Source organism: Enterococcus olivae (assembly GCF_053760925.1).
The window spans coordinates 1-17,178 of the sequence record NZ_JBSMVT010000026.1; the positions used below are offsets into that span (position 1 = coordinate 1).

Below are 17,178 nucleotides of genomic sequence, written 5' to 3' on the forward strand. Positions count from 1 at the left end.
AACTTTTATCATCAGTAGACATAAAAAAACTCCTTTCGATTTGATAAGCGGTTGGTAGCCACTTATTAGTATATCGAAAGGAGTTTTTTAACGCTAAAGCTACTTCGTCCACGCCTATAAGCGCGCGTTTTTTTTGTTTCACACGCTTTGCGAGTGAAACGGACTAAAGTCATTAATAAAAAAAAGCGGAAATTTTCCGCTTCTTAATTCTTTGCCAGTGACTCAACAGCCTCTACGATTGGAACTGTTCCACCAACGGCATCAAAGGATTGATTGATGGTCGCTTCATTTTCCAGAACTGCAAGGATGAGGGAAGCAACATCTTCTCTAGGGATCTCCTTGTGTGCCAAGGTTTCGCCCAGTTTGATCTTCCCATTCCCAGAGTCATTTGTTAGACGACCTGGACGAATGATCGTATAGTCGAGGTCGCTCTTTTGCAACCAATGATCTGCATAGTACTTAGCAGCTGAATAGTAAGAAAGCTCACTTGGGAGTTTTGCATCGGTATGCCACTTGTGGACACCGATCGCGCTGACCATTACAAAGCGTTGGACGCCGGCAAGCTTGGCCGCTTCCATTGATTTGACAGCACCATCTAAGTCGATCAGGATCGTTTTATCTGCACCCGTGTGACCACCTGAACCAGCTGTAAAGACGATAGCCTCTGCCTGACTTGCTTCGATGGTCTGTTGCAACTCCTGAATAGAACCTTCTAGATTACCTAAAACAGTGTCAATATTCCTCTCTTTGAATTGAGCTAATTGTTCTGTTTTTCGTACCATGGCAATGGGCGTATGGGAGTGTGACTGTTGAAGTTTTTCTACTAATTGTTTACCAATTTGTCCGTTTGCGCCAATAATCAAAATCCTCATTGAATCTCTTCCTTTCCTTTTAGCTTCACAATATATTGTTGTATTCTATTCAGTCTACTCTTATCTATTTGGGCAAGTCAAAAAGTTTGTTCATGGAATCAAAGGGAGATGGGGACTTCATTTGAAAAAATAGAAAATCAGTTATAGAATATTTTTAATAGGGACCAACCATTAAAAGTAAAGGAGCACGAATCAATGGATTTTTTAAACCAGTTCACCAGTCACAGTTCGGTTCGATCATTTGAAAGAAAAGACTTGCCGGAAGAATTGAAAATGCAGCTGCTTCAAGCGGCTCAAAGCGGTTCATCTTCAAATTTTGTACAAGCTTACTCGATCATCGAGATCAGGGATCCTGACAAGCGCCATGAAATTGAACAAATAGCCAATGGGATGGGGCATGTAGAAAATACGGGCGTGTTTTACCTCTTTGTTGCTGATTTGAATCGCAATTATCAGATCGCTAGAGAGACGACACAGGATCTGAAGGCGATCACTTCGATGGAATCTTTGATTGTTTCAATTATAGATACGACGATTGCTGCACAAAACATGGCAGTCTTCGCAGAATCTCAAGGATTGGGAATCTGCTATATTGGGGGGATCCGCAATGATCTTGACCGAATCTCAGAAATGCTTGAATTACCTGCCTATACCTTCCCGCTATATGGCTTGACGATCGGTTATCCTAAAAATAAAAATGAAGTCAAACCACGACTTTTTGCAGAAGAAATCCTGAAAATCGATCGCTATCAGGAAGCAGATCCAGTCGTTATTGCTGAGTACGATCAAAGGATGAATCATTACTACCAACAACGTTCCCGCAATACACGATGTACAGACTGGAGTCAAAGAGTGCAGGCACATTACCATACTTTACGTCGACCAGAAGTATTTGATTTTTTAGTAAAGCAAGGCTTTGATTTTCCAATGAAAGAACAGTAAACTGTTCACCTAAAGGATGATTTGATTGTAGAAAGCAAAAGCAGCATGCATACGCACGCTGCTTTTTTCAATTGGATTCTGTCGATAGTGGTTGCCACTTCCGGTAACTATCAAAGTAGTGGGCTTCTTTTTTTGCTTGCTCTATAATTTCTTCTGGATAGTCCAATACGCTTAATAAGGCGATTGCATTTCTAGTCTGAGCAGGACCTTGCTTAACTTTGTAATCAAAAGAGATGCCTTCTTCATCGGTTACTTGCTCTGAGAAATGGAGGTTAGCGCAACTCATTTTTAAAATCTCTGTCAATTCGATATCGTGTGTGGCGACCATTGATAGACTGACAGACTGGCTGAGCCAATGAACGACACTGGAGGAAGCGGCGATCCGTTCCACCGTATTCGTGCCTTTCAAGATCTCATCGACAAAACAATAGCAACGTTTTTTTGTCGCTACTGCATCGAGTAGTCGTTTGACAGATTTGATCTCTGCTACAAAATAACTGTCTCCTTCAGAAAGATCATCTTCGACAGCCATTGAAGTGAATACGTGGCCGTATTGCATCGTAAAAGATTCTGCGAGGGTTGTTTGAATCGTCTGTGCCAAGATACAATTAATGGCGATACTTTTGACATAGGTAGATTTGCCGGAAGCATTGGATCCAGTGATCAGTGTCGTCTGCGACCAATCGACCGGATTCATTACGGCTTCCTCCAATAAAGGATTGTAAACGTTCGCTGCATGTACCGCGCCATCTGCAAAACTCGGCTGACTAGTGACCGGCATAAAGGTCCGGAAATTTAAAATAGCGGCAGCAATTTCCAGTTTTCCCAATAATTCCCACAGTCGAATGGCTTCTTGATTGTAGCGCTCGATCTTGTCTAAAACAAAACCATAGGAAATAAAGGGCATCATGACCATCATGTTCAAGTAGTCAAAAAGCACTTCCGTTTCAGAATTATTTTTGACTCTAAAGGAGAAGCCAAAACGGGGAAGGCTTTTCAGTTTCTTTAGACTTTGTTGAATTTCCTGTCGTAGAGGATGCGCAATCTTTGCGACCTTGATACCTGTAGTGATTGTTTGCACAAGATAGCGCATGCTCGTCAGCTCTGTTTCCAGTTGTGCCTTTTTGACTTGATAGTAGATCATGTTGAAGATAATGCTTGCGATGATCAAGATCAGACCTTGCTTCCAACCCAATAGAAAAAGCAGCAGTCCTATAAAAGGAAGACTTCCTAGCAACAGAAAAAAGGGGAGAGATCCCAAGCGTTTCTTTTGTTTCTTAGCCAAATAATGCTTGGAAAAATTTTTGTCTTGCTTACCTAGTTGTGCAAAATGGTATTGGATTTTCTCTCTTTTTTCCGGAGCTGCTTCGTAAAACTCAATCAGACGTTCCATTTCGGTATCTTCTTGCCAGCGGTAATTTCTAAGCCGCTGATAAAGGGCTTCAGATCCTACGCTTGAGTAGGTCGCATTCAATAATTCAAAAACAGAGAGCATATCCAGATCATACCAGGTGATATCATCGATCTCACTATGCCATTTAGTAAAAGAGCGTTCCTCCTGCCAAGCCTGTTTCAGGCTTTCTTCCTTGTCGAATCGAGGCTGATTGGGAACTTTTCCCCAACGTTCTTTCACAGAACGTTTGAGCTTTAGTCTTTGATAACTATCGGTGGCAATCAGCAAAATGATCACTGCTAAAATAATCAGGATCACGAATAATCGGTCGTCCATGACTTTCCTCCTTAGATATAAATAAGGAAGTAAGATTTTCCAGTCAGAAAAATCTTACTTCGTATGTTGTTGGTTGAGTTTTTGAATTTCTTCTTTAATGAATTGTGCGACCTCAGCCAGTTCTTCAGAGACAACCTTCTGTCTCGTTAAGAAATAAAAATCACGCTCGCTGTTGATATGTAACTCTTTCCAAGGAATTGCCGTATCAACCAGTGCTAGTTTTGAAATAATCGTTTTTCCAACCCCGTTTTTCAGCAAAGCTAGTGTCATCTCATGGTTATTGGTCCGGATAATCTGTGGGGTTAAATTACGAACCTTTAGATAAGATTCATTCAACTCGGCTAACGGAGAGTTGGTTTCCGGCAAAAGCCAAAAATCAGAAGCTGGATCCCCCGCTAAGATTAGTTCATCTCTTCCAATCAAGTAACGGTCTACTTGGTTGCTTCGCTCAGCAGTTTCGATCAAGCCAAAATCGATCTTGGCTTTTTCGAGAGAACGGATGATCTTATCTCCGGACATAGTAGGAAAGCTAAAATCGATCATCGGAAATTGCTTGATAAGAACCGGAACGATCTTAGGGATAAGAAAAGCACCGCAAGTTTGCGAGCTGGCAAAGACGCATTTTTCTCTAAAATTATTTTGTGTACTGATATGATGGATGACATCTTCCCATTCTTCGATGATTTTTAATACGCGTGGGTACAGAAAATCGGCTTCTTTCGTTGGAATGATCTCTTGTTTTCCATTACGAATAAACAAGGAGACATTCAAGCGCTCTTCTAATTTTCGGATTTGTGCCGAAACAGTTGGTTGAGATAAAAACAAACTGTCAGCTGTCCGAGTAAAATTATGTGTCTCGTAAACAGAAAGAAAAGTTATTAATACTTGAAACAAATAATCACCTCTTAAAAAAAATCAACTGACATGCTTCTGCCAGTATTTACTCAGCGTAACATAGATAGTCTCGATTTCATTGCTGTTTCCTCGCAATTCAAAATCGGCAAGAAAGGGTACTTGAAATTGTTCGGCGTATTGTTTGGCTGTCAGACAGTACTGGTAATTGAAGTTTTTGTTTCCTCCTCCAATCACACCTAAACAAAGAGTGGCATTGTCTTCAAAGGCAATGTAGTCACGCAAGGCTTCAGTCAAAATCTCCTTGTCTCCGCTGTCGATCCCATTTCCACCTTCTAGATAGGTTGGGACCACTGCAAAAAAGGGTTCTGTTTCAGCTTGCTCTAAACTGTTGTCGTGGATTTCTTTTGCATGTATAATAGGAAAATCAGGGTTTTCACTGTGTTTTTGCTTGGCAAAATCCTGCATGCGCGTTACAAAAGAGCGCGTATTCCCTGAAATAGAAATATAGAGAATGTTCATTTTGTGACCTCCTAAATCCAGTATAACAAAAATTTTGAGGTTAAACAGAGAATAACGATTATTTCTCTAAAAGAAAGGATGGAAGGTCATGATTCGTTTTTCTGTAAAAGAAGACGGAGCTGAGATCGCCAAACTGGTTCTAGTTGTTTTAAATGATATGGAATTACCGTTTGTGAAGAAGCTCGGAGAAGAGAAAACAATTGAGGTATTGACGGAGGCAGTCAAAGATCCTACGTACCGTTATGGTTATAAAAGAGGTCTTGTCAAAGAAATTGATGGTCAAGTCGCTGGGATTGCTTTTGGATATCCGGCAGAAGATGAAGGAATCATCGATCAAGGCTTTACTCAGGCTTTGTTGTCTTTGGGGATTGAAGATCAAAAGCTATTTACAGATCCAGAAGCTTACCCTGGTGAATGGTATCTGGATACGATTTGCGTGAATGAAGACTTTAGAGGGCAAGGGGTTGGCTCTGAATTGATCGATTCGCTAGACCGGATTGCTCAAAGAGAAAACAAACAACGAATCGGTCTTTGTGTAGATCAAGCAAACCCGAATGCTCAGCGACTATATGAACGCAAGGGCTTTAAAGTTATCGGACAACAAATCATCTGTGGGCATCAGTACAATCATATGCAAAAAGAACTGAATGCATAAAAAAAGGACTGGGAAATCAGTTGTTTAACAGTAAAATATCCAAACAATAGAAGCTTATTGCTCCTGCGGTCCTCATGGTCCTCGTCGCAAAGTCACCTAGATAGGTGACAGTTCTTCTAAATTGTTTGGATATTTTTGTCTTGTTTTTTACTTGTACCATATTTTCTTTTTATTCAAAATAATTTGCCAACTTTAATTTATAGTTTTCGCTTTGCTGTTTTTTGCGGTTGTACAACCAGTAATCCATGATTGCTGCGATGCAAATACATTTTGGAGCATCCTGATCATCGATCACGTCCAAAACATAAAAGTCGCCTCGAAGCAAACTAGCTTTATCCATAGACATAATCTTTTTGGTGAAATGATGGATTCTGTAATGATGGTTGTAGATATCGCCGTGGGCACGCCACTTCAACTGTTTGATATAATAAAAGTCTCCTGGCCAGTTGAATATTTTTTGCAAGGTACCTACTTTTTGATAGTTTTCATAAATTTCGAAGCGGTTGCCGAAAGTAAAGCTGACTTGCTTGATACTTGCCACAAGAGAACCATCCATACGGTAAAGAGAGAGTGCGTCTCCTTTGGTTCCCCAGCGCCCAACAAGCAAATAAAGGGAATGTCCATCTTCGTCTGTTATGACTGTTCGTGTAATCGCACTTAATTGTTTTTCTTGAATAAAGAATTCGGACATGACCATACCTCCAATTTATTGTTCAGAAGGGTTTATGCCAATTCTTCGTCGATTGCTCGACGAATCGCTTTGCCGACACCAGATTCAACATTTGTATCTGTCGCATATTTTGCGTATTCTTTGACTTCCGGTAGAGCGTTCCCCATTGCGAAGCTCACACCACCGGCTTGGATCATACTGACATCATTTAGATTGTCTCCGATCGTCATTACTTCAGAAAGATCAATGCCGCGATTCAATGCAACATGACCGATTGCGATTCCTTTTTGAGCAGAACGATGATTGATTTCAAGGTTGTTTTGCCCAGAAGATGAAACCACTAATTCTTTCAGTGCATCGATTTTTTTAGCGATAGGACCTAAGTCTGCTGCACCACCATGATGGAAAGCAAAAATTTTGAGAACAGTAACCTCTTCTTGAAGGATCAGTTCCCGGATACTGTCGACAAAATGGATCGGTAAAAATTCTAACCGAGCGACAGTCATGGCAATCGCCATCTTATAAGTCAAATGGGGCATTGCTTCTGCCAAGTGAGAGGCAAAATTCTCAATACGCTGTTCTTTACTTTCAGAATAAACACCTTTTGTAGTCGATACTTCAAAGTAAGCCCCGTGTTCTTCCAATACATCCAATATCCCTTGAACGGTTTCCAATTCGATCGGTACTGTAAAAATCGAACGGCCTTCTTTATCAAAGACTTGCGCTCCATTCAAAGTAACCATAGCACATTCAATACCAGCATCTTCTAGGGGGGATAGAGCTTCTGCCCGATTCCGACCCGTAGCGACCATGAATTCAACCCCTTTTGAGGTTGCGTATCGAATCGCTTCGATATTTTCTTGAGAAATTCGCATGTCTCCATCCAGCAAAGTGCCATCCATATCGGAGGCAATCAATTTAATCATATAAGCAATCCTCTCTTCCTCTGATTCTTCTTTAGTTTACCATAAAAAAGAAATTTTGTTGCAGAGAAAAATGAATTTCGCTGCTTGTAGAAGGAAGGAATCTGGGCTATGCTAAAGAGGTCAAAGAGACTCACTAGACTCGCATCAGAGAGAAAGAAGCGGAGAACCATTCCTTAACACAGACAAGGAGGCATTTGTATGAAAAAAATCATTCACAATAGCTGGCAAGAGGTATTGGAAGAAGAATTTCAACAGCCGTATTATTTAGAACTACGTGAATTTTTGAAACAGGAATACCGCACGCAAAAGATTTATCCCGATATGTTTCATATTTTTGAAGCTTTAGAAAAGACACCTTATGAAAAAGTCAAAATCGTCATTTTGGGTCAGGATCCTTATCATGGACCCAATCAAGCACATGGATTGTCTTTTTCTGTACAACCAGGTGTTCGGATTCCCCCATCATTAAAAAATATTTACAAAGAGCTTCAGGAAGATCTTGGGATTCCGCCTGTTGATCATGGATATTTGACTTCTTGGGCGGAGCAGGGGGTACTCTTGTTGAATACAGTATTGACTGTTCGTGAAGGTCAAGCCTATTCGCATCGTGGCAAAGGCTGGGAGCAGCTAACGGATACAATCATCCAAAAATTAAACGACCGACCAGATCCCGTTGTTTTCATTTTGTGGGGCAAACCAGCACAGCAAAAAATCGCAATGATCGACACCAATAAACACGTGATCATTCGTTCGGTCCATCCAAGTCCATTGTCAGCCCATCGAGGCTTCTTTGGTTCTCGGCCGTTTTCTCAGGCCAATCAAGCATTGCTTTCAATGGGAAAAGAGCCGATCAATTGGCAATTGCCTACAAAAGTATAACAGTTATAGAATTGAACTGAAGCAGAGTAGATAAACTATGTGAATACCTTAACAATCCAGCTGTTTTTCCTATTGATACAGAGAAAAAAACTGTTCTTTTTTTTCAAGATGGTGTATGATAGAAGTGTATAAAAAATCTGGAGGTTATTGTTCATGGAATTATTTGATAGTTTAAAATTTAAAGTCGTTCGTCGCGGGATTAGAATCGCTTTCCCTGAAGCATCGGATACACGAATTTTAGGTGCTGTTGCGCGCTTGAAAGGGGAAGAGCTGGTTGAGCCTGTATTGATCGGTAAACAACACGAAATCGAACAAGCTGCTGCTACTCGTGGAATCAACATTTCAAATATGATAATCTATGACCCAGACAACTGTGGCCGTTGGGATCAAATCGTTGAAGCATTTGTAGAACGCCGTAACGGAAAAGTAACCAAAGAACAAGCAGAAGAGCTACTAAAAGACGAAAATTATTTTGGCACAATGCTGACTTACATGGGAATCACTGATGGATTAGTATCAGGAGCGATTCATTCCACTGGAGATACTGTGCGTCCTGCCTTACAAATCATCAAAACGAAACCTGGGATCAGCCGTACAAGCGGAGCCTTCTTGATGATGCGCGGAAACGAACAAGAAAAATACATTTTTGCGGACTGTGCGATCAATGTGGCACCATCTCCTCAAGAGTTAGCTGAAATCGCGATCGCTTCTGCACATACTGCAGAAATGTTTGAGATCGATCCTCGTGTAGCAATGTTGAGCTTCTCTACAAAAGGTTCAGCAAAAGCTCCTCAAGCGGATGCAACGATTGAAGCAACAAGAATTGCTAAAGAAATGGCCCCTGAATTGGCTATCGATGGTGAATTACAATTTGATGCAGCTTACATCCAGTCAGTGGCACAATTGAAAGCACCTGAATCAGATGTTGCTGGTAAAACATCAGTCTTTGTCTTCCCAGATCTACAATCAGGAAATATTGGTTACAAGATCGCTCAACGTTTTGGTAACTTTGAAGCGATTGGACCAATCTTGCAAGGCTTGAACAAGCCAGTATCTGACTTGTCTCGCGGATGTAACGAAGAAGATGTTTACAAACTCTCTATTATTACAGCAGCTCAATCATTGATGGGCTAAGAGTGAATACAAACGAGAGCTGTCGCGGATGCCGCGACAGCTCTTTTTGCGATTTTAAGAAAAAATGCTATACTAAGCGAGAATTCAAAGAAAGTGGAGCGTAGAAAATGATTGTTTTAGAATCTATCGAACAAACAGAACGACTGGCAGTGATTATTGGAGAAACTGCCAAAGCAAGTGATAATTTAGTGTTAACAGGTGACCTAGGTGCTGGGAAAACCACCTTGACGAAAGGAATCGCCAAAGGTTTAGGTATCGAGCAAATGATAAAAAGCCCAACCTATACGATTATTCGCGAGTATCCTCAGGGAAGAATCCCCCTTTATCATATGGATGTCTACCGGGTAGAAAGTGGAGCGGCTGATTTAGGTTTGGATGAATATTTTGAAGGTGACGGCTTTTCGGTGATCGAGTGGGGCAATTTGTTGAAAGAAGCTTTGCCAGTAGATTATTTGGAAATGCTTATAGAGAAGGATCCGACAGATCTGGACAAACGTTTGGTGAGCTTCAAAGCATTTGGCAGACAGGCGGAAGCGTTGGAAGCTCGTATTTTGGCGCAGTGGGAGCAAGATCATGTCTGAAGCGGTGGATCTGATCATTCGCGAAGCTTTGCCAGAAGATGCGGAAGCTGTGCTGACAGTGATGGAACAAATCAGCCAAGAAACAGAATTCTTAGTCATGGATGAACAAGGTCTTGAACTGACACCAGAATTATTGGCGCATCATTTAGCTGCAATCTACGATAGTCCTAACAATTTGCTATTACTTGCCTACAATGGTCAAACATTGATCGGAACAGCTTCGATTCGTGGAAGTGAAGAAAAGCGAGTCGCACATATTGGAGAAATAGGTCTCTCTATTTTAAAAGATTACTGGGGGATCGGTTTAGGCAGTGTCCTGATGGAGGAATTGATCGACTGGTCGGAGACGTCTGGTTGTATCCGTCGTTTGGAATTAACTGTTCAAAATCAAAACACACGAGCACGTAGGCTATATGAAAAATTTGACTTTCAGACCGAAGCCGTCATGGCACGTGGAGCAATCAGCGATGAAGGAGAATTTTTAGACGTTCTGCTGATGAGTCGATTGATCGACTAATGAATAAGAAGACAAAAAATCTGAACGATAGGAGGCGGTTTTCACGCGTTTTATCGTTCAGATTTTTACTGTCAAAGAGATGAATCGTTTCGTCTCTTATTTCATTTGCACCAATTTTTTTAACGGTTCTACACCAAAATAGTTTTCCTGATGGAGTAAAATATTGGCACATGCACGACTGTCTTCTAAGGCATCATGATGATTGTCCAAAGGAATCTTCAAAAAATCGCACATCGTATTCAATTTGTGATTGGGAACCTCAGGATACAATTTTCGACTGGTTTTTACTGTACATAAAGACAAATAACTTGGTTGTTTCAATCCATAATAATCCAAACAGCCAGCTAAAACACCGGTATCAAAACCGGCATTGTGGGCGACGATCAGACTGTTTTTATTGTAGTACTGTTCGATCTGCTGCCAAACTTCTGGAAATTTTGGTGCAGTGGCTACATCGGTAGGATGGATTCCATGAATTTGGATATTTCTCCAAAAAAAGTCAGTTTCTGGTTGAATCAATGTATAGTATTCGCCGACAATTTTGCTGTTTCGAACCATTACCAGTGCGACTGAACAGGCACTGTGTTTTTGATAATTGGCTGTTTCAAAGTCCATTGCGATAAAGTTCATGCGTTTCACCTCTTTTGATGACAAGGATATATTCGTTCAATGAAACATGGAGCATGTTTCAAGTTGTCTGTATGAATTTTAGCATCTGTCTGGGTTTCTTTCAAATCTTCTGATATAAAAAAACGACAATTTGTGTTTACTTTACAATAGGATTGCTACGCGACAAAAGCTACTTTTGCCAACCGTGAAACCCACTTGAACCTGCACAAGGCGATATTGAAATTTCTAAAACAAAATTTTCCTTTGATCGAAATACTGGATAGGATCCTGTTAGCTTAGAAAATAGATTTTATGATGTATTTAGAATTCAATGCGACGCTGACTTCAAGCAAGATTTTCTCAAAATCGTCTTCAAAAGAGGAATCTTTACTTAAAGTTCTGGAAAATACTGTGTTTCCTGTTACACTTGAGGGGACGATATCAAACAAATGAGGAGGAATTGCAATGAAAATCGGCGTGATCGGATTAGGCGGTATTGCTCAAAAGGCTTACTTGCCGACATATGTTGCCTTGCAGCACAAAGCAACTTTTTTCTTTGCTACCAGAAATCAAGACGTACAAAAACAATTGAAGGAAAAGTATCAGCTCCGTTCAATGAAAAACAATTTGCAGGAATTGATTGATGAGGGGATCGAAGCCTGTTTCATTCATAGTGCGACGACTAGCCATTATGGTTTAGTCAAAGAGTGTCTGCTAAATGATCTTCATGTCTTTGTTGACAAGCCGCTTAGTGAAAATTACCAAGAGGTTTTAGAGCTACAGGCTTTAGCCAAGCAAAAAAATAAACTGTTGATGCTTGGATTCAATCGACGCTTTGCACCATTAGTCAGCCAATTGAAGGAACTGCCTGAAAAACGCATGATCCTGCTACAAAAAAACCGAGCCCATTCGATCCAACCCACTGCCTTTGAAATTTATGATTTGTTCTTACACCTAGTCGATACAGCAGTCTATCTGCTGGATGAACCAATTCTGGCATTTGACAGCTATATTCGAGAATCAGAGACGGGGATGGAAACGGCTTTTCTAAGGCTTGAAACAGCGCAGACATCGGCTGTCTTGACGATGGATCTTAAAAGCGGAGCCAATCGGGAAGTGTTCCAAGTTTCTGGTCCTCAAGGTACTTATTTAGTCGAAGATTTGACGACATTGAAAAAAATCGAGACAACGGGAACTTCGATCGAAACCTTTGGAGATTGGCAGAATACTCTAGAAAAAAGAGGCTTCCAGCAAATGGTAGAACAATTTTTAGAGGCTGTTGCATCGGGTGAAGACAACCACTTGAAACAGGAAAAGATTGGTTTGAGTCATGAGCTTTGCTGCAAAATGTTAAAACAACATGAAGAAGGCTACAACTAAGTAGTCAGTTTGTGAAGAACATGTTAAAATGAATCAGATATTTAAGAGAAGGAGCATTTTGACAGTGAAAAGCGAAGAATTAATCAAACAATTTCCTGAAATGAAGTTATTACTAGATGAACCATTGATGAACTATACATTTACTAAAACTGGCGGACCTGCTGATGTTTTAGCCTTTCCAAAAACCAGAGAAGAAGTAGAGGCCTTGATCAACTATTGCCAGGAAACAGCTTTCCCTTGGCTAGTATTGGGAAATGCCAGCAATCTGATCGTACGAGACGGAGGGATTCGTGGCTTGGTCATCATGCTGCTCGACATGAAAGAGATTCGCGTGGAAGGGACCATGATCACCGTCGAAGCAGGGGCACGCCTGATCGATACCAGCTATGCAGCACTGGCTGAAGGGTTAACGGGACTTGAATTTGCTTGTGGGATTCCGGGAAGCATCGGTGGTGCTGTCTTTATGAATGCAGGAGCCTATGGTGGCGAGATCAAGGATGTTTTTGTTTCCAGTGATGTCTTGTTTCCAGATGGAACGGTTTGTACTTTGACGAATGAAGAAATGAATTTTAGCTATCGTCATAGCGACATCCAGCAAATGCAAGGGATCGTTTTGAATGCCCGTTTTGAACTTGAGCAAGGCGACGAAGGTATGATCCGAACAAAAATGGAAGAGCTGACCTATCTGAGAGAATCCAAGCAACCCTTAGAATATCCTTCATGTGGCAGTGTCTTCAAGCGTCCAGAAGGTCATTTTACTGGAAAACTGATCCAGGATGCTGGAATGCAGGGCTTGATTTGGGGTGGCGCGCAAATCTCAGAGAAACATGCCGGTTTCATCGTGAACATTAATCAGGCGACAGCTACTGACTACGTGGAACTGATCGCGCATATCCAAGAAGTAATCAAAGAAAAATTTGATGTTCAGCTAGAACCCGAAGTACGAATCATTGGTGAAGAAAGCTAAATTCTTGGAGGAATACAAGATGAGGAAAAAAAAGAGCTGGTGGATGATTGGCGTGTGCTTTTTACTGGTGGTAGTTTGGTTTATCCGAAGCAATCAGCTACGTGCGGTCTATGTGGATGACAGTAATGAAGGGGAATCAGCGATCAAGTACGAGGAGCAACTGTATTATCCTGTGTTGAATGCCGATCACTTTGATTACCATAGAAAAGTCGGAAAGCTGTCAGCATATGATACTTTATACACGATCAAAGGCTATCCTGAAGAAGATTATCTGGCAGCCAAAGGAAAAGTGATCATGGAAACCCTCGAGAAATTGTATGTTTCTGAAACGGCTCAAAGACTTCCGATTGAATTCTTTGATCAGCTGTCAACTTCCGAGGAAACCATTGGATTTAAGGGCAAAAGCTATACTGCCTATTTGAAAGAAGAGGATCAAATTCTGTCACAGACAGAAAAAGTCTCAGAGACTGATGTTTATGACATTTATGGCTTCAAAGATTTTTCGACGGATGAGTGGTTGCTAGTCCATGATAAAAACAGCAAGACCCTCTATTCCTATTGTGCCGATTTTGATCAGCTGACTAGTATCCCTGCTGCGATTTATCAATTTGAAAAACAAACAAAAATGATCCCTTTGAGCTAGGCTCTGAAGGGATCATTTTTTTATTCTCGTTGTTCGGTAAATTTTAGTAAGACTGCTGACACAGCTGCTGTGGCGATTCCGGCGACAATCGATTCAGGTACACCTTGAGCAAAGATCACTGAAATGATGGCGGTATAGACAGCACTGCCGGCTTCACCAATTACGGTTGCATAATCTCTTTGGAAAAGAAAATAAATCATGTTCATCACCAAGATCGTATTGGTCAATCCCCCAGAGATCCCGGCAATAAACAGACCCAGAGTCTTCATTTTATTTTTCAAGAGCTTCTGGCATCCCTTGTACACAAAGTAAGGAACAACTCCAATCAAGATCCTTGGAATAAATGCGATCAAAAGAGCTTTCCAACTACCCATTCCTACTTCTCCCAGAGGAGCAATGAAGGGAGAGAAGACAAAAGACAAAGGGGTAACCACGATTGTTGAACGGATCATACTCATCAAGCCAAAGCAGGCTCCTAAAAAGGCTCCGCGTTTAGGTCCTAGGACGATCGATCCGATAATGACTGGGATATGCAGAGTCGTCGCATTCAATGGACCAATCGGGATAAAACCGAGAAAAGGGACACTAGATAATAAAATCAAAATCGCTAAAAAAGAAGCGGTCAATACTAATTGAAATGTTTTTTCTTGTCGTTTCATATAGAAACCTCCTTTATTGAGCTTCCAATGTCTCTGTTATGTTAGCGACAATGGTTTCGACTGTAGCTAAGGCGCCTGAGCCAAAATCACCGCAAGCCAGCAAAGACTCGCGAGGTGCTATCTCTTTATACCCAACTTCCTTCAAAATAGCAAGATTTTTTTGCAAAAGAGGGTGGAGGTACATATTGGTATTCATTGCCGGAGCCACTAATTTAGGCGTAGCTGGAGGCAGAGCCATCGCCACAGTTGAGACAAGATCATCTGCCAAGCCATTCGCTAATTTACCGATAATATTGGCACTTGCCGGAGCCACAACAAATAGATCCGCTTGCTTGGCTAATTCAATATGATTGATTTTATCTGGAGCGATCTCTTCCATCACATCTGTGTGAATTGGACGTTTGGACAGTGATTGTAAAGTCAAAGGTGTGATGAATGCTTGACTGCTTTTTGTCATCATGACATCTACTTCATATCCTAATTTGGTCAATTCATTGGTTAGATCGGCTGACTTATAGGCTGAGATACTGCCACTAACAGCTAGTAAAATACGTTTTTTCATCGCGTGATCCTTTCCGTAGCTTTTTATCCATTATAGGCTAACTGTGATTGTTTTGACAATCAATTGAGCTATTTCTTCCTTCGTATCGGCTTTCCCAGCGATTTCCCCTTTGTTATTTAATAGGTATCCGGTATGTTTGTCTGGCTGGATAGAGGTTAGATCATTTGCCAGAACATAATCAGAGTGACTTTTCTCTAAACTTTTTTTAGCAACTGACAAAAGTTCTTCTTTTGAGACATCCACTAGCAGCTTAAAACCAACCAAGCGTGTGGTTGGCTGGATTTTTTTGACCTGCTGAATGACTTTTGGTGTTTTTTCAAGAATCAAATACAACTGGTCAGTGTTGGAAGAAATCTTGCTTTCGCTTGCTTGGTCAGTATTTAGAAAGAAAGACAAATCCTGCGCAGTGACCACTTCTTTTGTGGCGACTAGCTGGTTGAGTTTTTCTAAAAAGACTTCTTGAGACAGACTTTGTGCGGGCGTAAAGTCACTAACTGCCATACTGTGGATGACCGCATCATAAGCATTATTCTCAAGCAGAAGGCTTAGTTTTTCCGACAACTCCTGCGTTCCTTCAATTTGATGGAAGCGAATCGACGATTGGCTTTTTGGTCGGATAGCACTGGCGGTTGTTACATAGTCGACAGTGTCTCCTTGAGCTAAAAAAGCCTCTGCGATCAAACTTCCTAATTTTCCTGTTGAATGATTGGTGATGGAACGAACATTGTCGATTCTCTCAGACGTGCCACCAGCAGTAATCAAAATATTCATACATTCACTTCCATATCAACGATTGTTCGACCTTGATGTTCACCGGCTAGTAAGGCCTCGATTGTGCTGTCCAAGTCGTTTAATCGTATTTCTTGATAATTCAATGTTTGGATCATTGCTTGATGTTCAGCTAAGAAATCCCAAGTGGTTTTTCTCAAAGGCATTTGGACATTGACTGAATCAATCCCAACTACTTTGATTCCTCTCAGGATGAAGGGCAGGACAGTGGTCTCCATCTTGATTCCCCCGGCGTTCCCACACAAGAAAGCAGCACCGCCATACTGAAGCTGCGGCAATAGACCAGACAACAGGTTTCCTCCGACGGTATCGATCACGGCAGAGATAGTTTGTTTTGCCAGTACTTTTGGAGTCTCGGGAAGAATTTCTTCAGGTGTGACTATTTGTGTCGCTCCTAATTCCAGTAGCCAATCCACCTGTTCTTTTTTTCGAGAAACAGCGAGGATATTTGTATAGCCTAGACGGTGCAAAAGAGCTACCGCGATACTTCCGACACCACCAGAAGCACCAGTGACAACTAAGGAACTTTCTTTTGGCAGCTGTTCTTTTTCCAATGCTTGAACAGCCAGTGCTGCAGTGAAGCCAGCGGTTCCTAAAGTCATTGCTTCTTTGGTCGTCAATGCTTCCGGTAGAGCAACCAACCATTCAACTGGGACCTGCTGATACTGACTAAAACCACCGTCAGCACTCACACCCAAACCATAACCAGTCACTAGAACTTTTTTGCCTACCGGCCAGTTTTCATCCTGAGATTCCACGATCTCGCCAGCTAAGTCGATGCCGGGAACTCTTGGATAGTCACGAATCACACCGCCCTTTTTAGAAGAAGCCAAGGCGTCTTTGTAATTGACATCCGAGTAATCGACTTTGATATTCACCTGCTGTTCTTTTAACGATTCGTTTTCTTTTCGAATCACACCTCTGGCAAAGACATTCTCTACTTGCGTTACTTCAAAAGCTAAAAAATTGTCCATCTGGTTCACTCCTCGTATTTCTTTTATTTAATAAGTAAAAAATACTATCCATTTGAAACTATGTGCATTGACTGCTGTTATTTCGTTGGTTTTTTGAAAATAATTTAATAGTACCATCATACCATAATTTCTTTTTTCTGCGGGAATGTTCACAGCAAAAGTTAACTATTTCACTAGAAGAAGGTTTGATTAAAATCAATCGCGACGTCGTGAATCTATCGCTTGTCATTTATCTTATGATCGATCAAATCAGAAACCTCTGGGCTATCCAATGATCCGATGGAGCCATTGATTATGAAGCGTGACTTTCCTACTG

The 17,178-nt window shown here is 41.2% G+C and carries 20 protein-coding genes; 9 read left to right on the plus strand and 11 right to left on the minus strand.

Going from position 1 to position 17,178, the window contains the following annotated elements:
* Positions 1-203: 203 nt before the first annotated feature.
* Positions 204-872, minus strand: coding sequence for an SDR family oxidoreductase (locus ACWODM_RS13335; RefSeq protein WP_455321861.1), 669 nt, complete (start codon positions 870-872; stop codon positions 204-206).
* 195 nt (positions 873-1,067) lie between these two features.
* Here ACWODM_RS13335 and ACWODM_RS13340 point away from each other — a divergent pair, with 195 nt between their 5' ends.
* Positions 1,068-1,814, plus strand: a complete 747-nt coding sequence (locus ACWODM_RS13340) for an NADPH-dependent oxidoreductase (RefSeq protein ID WP_455321862.1) — start codon at positions 1,068-1,070, stop codon at positions 1,812-1,814.
* A 67-nt stretch (positions 1,815-1,881) separates the two neighbouring features.
* On the opposite strand, the gene ACWODM_RS13345 is transcribed toward ACWODM_RS13340, so the two are convergent.
* Genes ACWODM_RS13345 through nrdI form a run of 3 tightly spaced genes read right to left on the minus strand, consistent with a single transcriptional unit; the run spans position 1,882 to position 4,917 of the window.
* On the minus strand, positions 1,882-3,543 hold the full coding sequence (locus ACWODM_RS13345; RefSeq protein ID WP_455321863.1) for a MutS-related protein: 1,662 nt from the start codon (positions 3,541-3,543) through the stop codon (positions 1,882-1,884).
* Between the two features lie 54 nt (positions 3,544-3,597).
* Complete coding sequence (locus ACWODM_RS13350; protein WP_455321864.1) at positions 3,598-4,437, minus strand: LysR family transcriptional regulator; 840 nt, start codon at positions 4,435-4,437, stop codon at positions 3,598-3,600.
* A gap of 21 nt (positions 4,438-4,458) precedes the next feature.
* Positions 4,459-4,917: a class Ib ribonucleoside-diphosphate reductase assembly flavoprotein NrdI gene (gene nrdI / locus ACWODM_RS13355; RefSeq protein WP_455321865.1), complete on the minus strand. Its 459-nt coding sequence runs from the start codon at positions 4,915-4,917 to the stop codon at positions 4,459-4,461.
* Between the two features lie 88 nt (positions 4,918-5,005).
* Here nrdI and ACWODM_RS13360 point away from each other — a divergent pair, with 88 nt between their 5' ends.
* The gene (locus tag ACWODM_RS13360; protein WP_455321866.1) at positions 5,006-5,572 is read left to right on the plus strand and encodes a GNAT family N-acetyltransferase; all 567 of its coding nucleotides are present in this window, start codon (positions 5,006-5,008) and stop codon (positions 5,570-5,572) included.
* Positions 5,573-5,741: 169 nt separating this feature from the next.
* Here the strand turns inward: ACWODM_RS13360 and ACWODM_RS13365 are convergent, their stop codons facing one another.
* Together ACWODM_RS13365 and ACWODM_RS13370 are read right to left on the minus strand one after the other, a co-directional pair.
* Positions 5,742-6,263, minus strand: a complete 522-nt coding sequence (locus ACWODM_RS13365) for an LURP-one-related/scramblase family protein (RefSeq protein WP_455321867.1) — start codon at positions 6,261-6,263, stop codon at positions 5,742-5,744.
* Between the two features lie 32 nt (positions 6,264-6,295).
* The gene (locus ACWODM_RS13370) at positions 6,296-7,168 is read right to left on the minus strand and encodes a Cof-type HAD-IIB family hydrolase (RefSeq protein ID WP_455321868.1); all 873 of its coding nucleotides are present in this window, start codon (positions 7,166-7,168) and stop codon (positions 6,296-6,298) included.
* 198 nt (positions 7,169-7,366) lie between these two features.
* On the opposite strand from ACWODM_RS13370, the gene ACWODM_RS13375 reads away from it, so the two are divergent.
* The 4 genes from ACWODM_RS13375 (at position 7,367) to ACWODM_RS13390 (ending at position 10,279) form a co-directional block, all read left to right on the plus strand.
* Positions 7,367-8,047, plus strand: a complete 681-nt coding sequence (locus tag ACWODM_RS13375; protein ID WP_455321869.1) for a uracil-DNA glycosylase — start codon at positions 7,367-7,369, stop codon at positions 8,045-8,047.
* A 153-nt stretch (positions 8,048-8,200) separates the two neighbouring features.
* Entirely contained in the window at positions 8,201-9,181 is a 981-nt protein-coding gene (gene pta / locus ACWODM_RS13380; protein WP_455321870.1) for a phosphate acetyltransferase, read from the plus strand.
* Positions 9,182-9,288: 107 nt separating this feature from the next.
* On the plus strand, positions 9,289-9,762 hold the full coding sequence (gene tsaE, locus ACWODM_RS13385) for a tRNA (adenosine(37)-N6)-threonylcarbamoyltransferase complex ATPase subunit type 1 TsaE (protein ID WP_455321871.1): 474 nt from the start codon (positions 9,289-9,291) through the stop codon (positions 9,760-9,762).
* A complete protein-coding gene (locus tag ACWODM_RS13390) occupies positions 9,755-10,279 on the plus strand; it encodes an N-acetyltransferase family protein (protein WP_455321872.1) in 525 nt (174 codons plus the stop codon). The genes tsaE and ACWODM_RS13390 overlap by 8 nt, the downstream gene beginning before the upstream one ends.
* Before the next feature lie 96 nt (positions 10,280-10,375).
* On the opposite strand, the gene ACWODM_RS13395 is transcribed toward ACWODM_RS13390, so the two are convergent.
* Entirely contained in the window at positions 10,376-10,909 is a 534-nt protein-coding gene (locus tag ACWODM_RS13395; RefSeq protein WP_455321873.1) for a 3'-5' exonuclease, read from the minus strand.
* 444 nt (positions 10,910-11,353) lie between these two features.
* On the opposite strand from ACWODM_RS13395, the gene ACWODM_RS13400 reads away from it, so the two are divergent.
* The 3 genes from ACWODM_RS13400 to ACWODM_RS13410 all read left to right on the plus strand — a co-directional run bounded on the left by ACWODM_RS13400 (position 11,354) and on the right by ACWODM_RS13410 (position 13,878).
* Positions 11,354-12,268: a Gfo/Idh/MocA family protein gene (locus ACWODM_RS13400; protein WP_455321874.1), complete on the plus strand. Its 915-nt coding sequence runs from the start codon at positions 11,354-11,356 to the stop codon at positions 12,266-12,268.
* A 100-nt stretch (positions 12,269-12,368) separates the two neighbouring features.
* Positions 12,369-13,235, plus strand: coding sequence for a UDP-N-acetylmuramate dehydrogenase (gene murB, locus ACWODM_RS13405; protein WP_455321902.1), 867 nt, complete (start codon positions 12,369-12,371; stop codon positions 13,233-13,235).
* 19 nt (positions 13,236-13,254) lie between these two features.
* Positions 13,255-13,878, plus strand: coding sequence for a hypothetical protein (locus ACWODM_RS13410; protein ID WP_455321875.1), 624 nt, complete (start codon positions 13,255-13,257; stop codon positions 13,876-13,878).
* A 20-nt stretch (positions 13,879-13,898) separates the two neighbouring features.
* Here ACWODM_RS13410 and ACWODM_RS13415 read toward each other — a convergent pair whose 3' ends face one another.
* From ACWODM_RS13415 to ACWODM_RS13430, 4 genes are read right to left on the minus strand one after another with little or no spacing between them, the layout of a single operon-like run.
* On the minus strand, positions 13,899-14,537 hold the full coding sequence (locus ACWODM_RS13415) for an ECF transporter S component (RefSeq protein ID WP_455321876.1): 639 nt from the start codon (positions 14,535-14,537) through the stop codon (positions 13,899-13,901).
* A 13-nt stretch (positions 14,538-14,550) separates the two neighbouring features.
* On the minus strand, positions 14,551-15,099 hold the full coding sequence (gene coaC, locus ACWODM_RS13420; RefSeq protein ID WP_455321877.1) for a phosphopantothenoylcysteine decarboxylase: 549 nt from the start codon (positions 15,097-15,099) through the stop codon (positions 14,551-14,553).
* Between the two features lie 30 nt (positions 15,100-15,129).
* Positions 15,130-15,870 carry a phosphopantothenate--cysteine ligase gene (locus ACWODM_RS13425; RefSeq protein ID WP_455321878.1) on the minus strand — a complete coding sequence of 247 codons (741 nt, stop codon included), beginning with the start codon at positions 15,868-15,870 and terminating at the stop codon, positions 15,130-15,132.
* Positions 15,867-16,862, minus strand: coding sequence for a YhdH/YhfP family quinone oxidoreductase (locus ACWODM_RS13430; RefSeq protein WP_455321879.1), 996 nt, complete (start codon positions 16,860-16,862; stop codon positions 15,867-15,869). The genes ACWODM_RS13425 and ACWODM_RS13430 overlap by 4 nt, the downstream gene beginning before the upstream one ends.
* Positions 16,863-17,178: the final 316 nt, after the last annotated feature.